The organism is Mesorhizobium sp. M7A.F.Ca.CA.002.04.1.1 (genome assembly GCF_004022805.1).
Lineage (GTDB): Bacteria > Pseudomonadota > Alphaproteobacteria > Rhizobiales > Rhizobiaceae > Mesorhizobium > Mesorhizobium ciceri.
On sequence record NZ_RZPL01000900.1, the window covers coordinates 1 to 1,989 of the forward strand.

Below are 1,989 nucleotides of genomic sequence, written 5' to 3' on the forward strand. Positions count from 1 at the left end.
CGGATGTTGCCGCCAAGGGCCGCCGATTGCGCGGCGATGCGCAGTTGGCTGGCGCCGGCGCCCAGCACCGACCACCGGAACTGGTCGCCAAACAGCCGGTCGGCAGTGCGCTTCATATGGGCGACGTCTTCTGGATGCGTGCCGATGCCGCCGAGCAGCCCGAACACCGACTGCACGAAGAAAGGCGGCTTCACCAGCCCACGGTCGGCGAAGTGGGAAAGGTTGTACAGATGGGCGATGTCGTAGCACTCGAACTCGAAGCGCGTGCCGTTGTCGTAGCAGGTCGCCAGAATGTACTCGATGTCCTTGAATGAGTTGCGGAAGACGAGGTCGCGCGTCGCTTCCAGATGCGGCTTTTCCCAATCGAACTTGAAGGTCTCGTATTTGTCGGCCAGGTGATAGAGCCCGAAATTGATCGAGCCCATGTTGAGCGAGGCGACTTCCGGCTTGAACTGGGCGGCCGGGCGCACGCGCTCCTCGACCTTCATGTAGGGGCTGCCACCGGTGGTGATGTTGATGGCGGCGTTGGTGCCTTGCTTGACGCGCGGCAGGAAGCGGGCGAAGGCCTCCGGCGTTTGGTCGGGCTTGCCGGTTTCCGGATCGCGGGCATGCAGATGCAGGATCGCGGCACCGGCTTCCGCCGCCGCGATCGCCTCCGAAGCGATCTGGTCGGGCGTGATCGGCAGATAGGGCGACATGGTCGGCGTGTGGATGGCGCCCGTCACCGCGCAGGTGATGATGACCTTGCCCCTGGTCTGTGCAGGTCCCGGCTTGCGACTGGTTTGCGTCATTCTCCAAACTCCTGATCCGATTTTCTCTTGTGGGCGGCGAGCGCCATGAGCCGGCGGTCACGCCACACCTGCCGGTCGCCTAGGCTTTGCTGTGGCAGTCGCTTGCGGCGATCAGCCTCGACTGTATCGATGACCTTGCCGGCCCAGTCGACGCGCCGCTGCGTCTGGGGAAAGATGTTGGAATAGATGCCCTGATAGCGCTCGACATAGTCGCGCACGCCGCCGGGTGCATTGAGATCGATGGTCTCGAACGGCCCCATGAACGACCAGCGCAGCGCCAGCCCGTCGCGGATGCCGACGTCGACATCCTCGACACTGGCGTAGCCATCGGCGACAAGCCGGAAAGCTTCCTCAAGCAATGCGCCTTGCAGGCGATTCATGATGAAGCCGTCAAGCTCGTGCTGCATGACCAGTGGCGCGTGGCCGGCGTCGACGAGGAAGGCGCGGGTTCTCTCGACCGTCTCGGCCGAGGTCCACGGCGCCGGCACGATTTCGGCCGCCGGAATGAGATAGGGCGGGTTGATCGGATGCACGACCAGGCAGCGCTGCCGCCCTTGCAGATGGTCGGTGAATTTCGACGGCAACAGCGCCGAGGTGGAACTGGCGATGACTGTTCGCGGATCGGCAAGCGTGTCGATCAAGGAGAACACCTTGCGCTTCACCTCGAGATTCTCGGGCGTGTTCTCCTGGATATGCACGGCACCTGCCAACGCCTCTTCAAGCTCGGCGACAACGGAGATACGGTCAAGAACCTCACCGGCTTGCTGTCCCCGCAGAAGATCGTTCTGGGCGAGATCGCCGAGCACGCCGGCAATGTAGTCGCGGGCTCCACCTGGGGCAGTGGGCGACTGGTCCCACATCCGCACGTCATGGCCGGCGCGGGCGAAGCTGATCGCCCAGGCCCGCCCGATGAACCCGCTTCCGACGATCGCGACATTGGCCATGGTTTGTTCCTCAAAGTGTTTCGACGTTGCCGTCGACGCCGAGCGACTGGCCGGAAATGTTGATCCCCGCATCGGAGAGCAGGAAGGCGACCATCGACGCGACATCATAGGGGCTGGTCATGCGACGCAGCGAGATGTTCTGCAGATAGCGCCCGGTCATCTCCTCGTGGCTGATACCGACCTGCTTGGCGCGCGGTGCCGCTGATCAAGGCGGCGGGCGCACAGGAACTGGCCGGTCAGGCAGATGTCGATGC

The 1,989-nt window shown here is 63.9% G+C and carries 2 protein-coding genes and 1 pseudogene; all 3 read right to left on the reverse strand.

Translation table 11 applies throughout. The features are described from left to right. On the reverse strand, positions 1-791 hold a 791-nt coding region (locus tag ENZ75_RS30160), incomplete at its 3' end, for a 3-keto-5-aminohexanoate cleavage protein (protein WP_164888122.1). Beyond that, positions 788-1,735, reverse strand: a complete 948-nt coding sequence (locus ENZ75_RS30165) for a 3-hydroxyacyl-CoA dehydrogenase (RefSeq protein WP_063167526.1) — start codon at positions 1,733-1,735, stop codon at positions 788-790. The genes ENZ75_RS30165 and ENZ75_RS30160, both read right to left, overlap by 4 nt. A 10-nt stretch (positions 1,736-1,745) precedes the next feature. Next, positions 1,746-1,928, reverse strand: a pseudogene (locus ENZ75_RS30170) (SDR family oxidoreductase); the annotation flags it as partial. Between the last annotated feature and the right edge of the window lie 61 nt (positions 1,929-1,989).

Excerpts from the sequence above, each read along its gene's own strand:
- ENZ75_RS30165 (WP_063167526.1), bottom strand. The coding sequence starts at position 1,735 with ATGGCCAATGTCGCGATCGTCGGAAGCGGGTTCATCGGGCGGGCCTGG.